General features: G+C 46.4%; 1 protein-coding gene. It reads right to left on the bottom strand.

The genetic code is table 11. The annotated features are described in order from the left end of the window. On the bottom strand, positions 1 to 880 hold an 880-nt coding region (locus ACWATR_RS40020), incomplete at its 3' end, for a reverse transcriptase N-terminal domain-containing protein (protein ID WP_460345932.1). Between the last annotated feature and the right edge of the window lie 515 nt (positions 881 to 1,395).

Genomic DNA, 1,395 nt, shown 5'->3' on the forward strand with positions numbered 1-1,395 from the left:
CATCATCTTCGGGTCGGAGTATAATAACCATGTCGTCCGCGTATCGGACTGATGGTTCTATGATTGACTCGTTTGGAGTCTTGTCGTGTACCTTGCAACCTATTTTGTGGTTGTAGTGGTATCTGTGTATACTCTCAATCCCATTGAGCGCAATGTTAGCTAGTAATGGACTGACCACTCCCCCTTGGGGTGTTCCTTGTTCGGGGAATTCTGGATTTACCCCTGCCTTAAGACATCGGAAAATACCGATTTTTAAGCCTTTTGGGGCAATGAGTTCGTCCATTATTGCTGAGTGGTTGATCCTGTCGAAGCACTTTTCAATATCGAGTTCAATTACTCGTTTTTCTATTCCGTTGCTGTTGGAGCGTAGGTTATCGAAGATGTACTTTTGTGCATCATGGGCAGAGCGCCCAGTTCTAAACCCGTAACTCCTCGCATGGAAGGTGGCTTCGTGTGCTGGTTCGAGTACGTATTTTGCTAGGCATTGCCAAGACCTATCCGCAATTGTTGGTATCTTAAGCATTCTGGTTGTCCCGTCCTTTTTGGGGATGGGGATTTCCCGTAATCCTTGATGCTTCCAATTTCCGCTATTCATTTTCAGTAGTTCTTCAAGGTTGAAGCGTTCTTCAAATGAGAGGGATTTTTTGCCATCAATACCAGCCGTCTTTTTACCAGCGTTTAACTGAGATACTTGTCTTATTGCAAGAAATCGAGCCGAGGTGGATTTTAGAATAAGCTTTTGGAGTGACCTAACTAACCGCTTGTCTCCAACAAGAACCGCTTTGTACACGCGCTTTTGAAGGCGGAAAAGATTTCGGCGGAATTTCTTCCACGGTAATTCTTTCCATGATTCACTAGTTTTGTAACTGTGTCTAATCATACTCTTCTCTAGTTAATGTATTCTGAACACCTCCGACCAATTACGGTCTGTCCTACCCGACTTGAGAGAATTCCGCTTCTCGTCTAGCCTACCGGGGGTTCGACTGCCCCAGGACTCCCAAATCGTTTTTATTCGTTCCCTCGGAGAGATTGATTGTTCCGTTAGATGTAGCCACTTTAACCACTGGATTCCCTGGACTCTTGCCGTTATTGAGCGCGGAATGCGGCGGGAATTGATTCTCCAGTAAAGTCAGGGATTTTTGTGTTACGCCCTGCTCGTACTTAGGTCACTTTTCTAGGCTCTGTTTCATCATAGGAACTCCCTGTTAGCGCCAGTGTCAACCCGCAACGGTCGTCTGATTGCGCCCTGTTCCCAGCTTCACTCTACAAGAACCGAGCTTGTTCGGTGTGGGCAGGTAAGGAGTCAATTCTGAGTCTGAATGGTAGGGCTTTCACCTACATCTGGCCGAGAGTTCAGCCTTTTGTGACAGTAATCTGCTGTCGGGCTGACTTAGT

The organism is Nostoc sp. UIC 10890, from assembly GCF_054786515.1.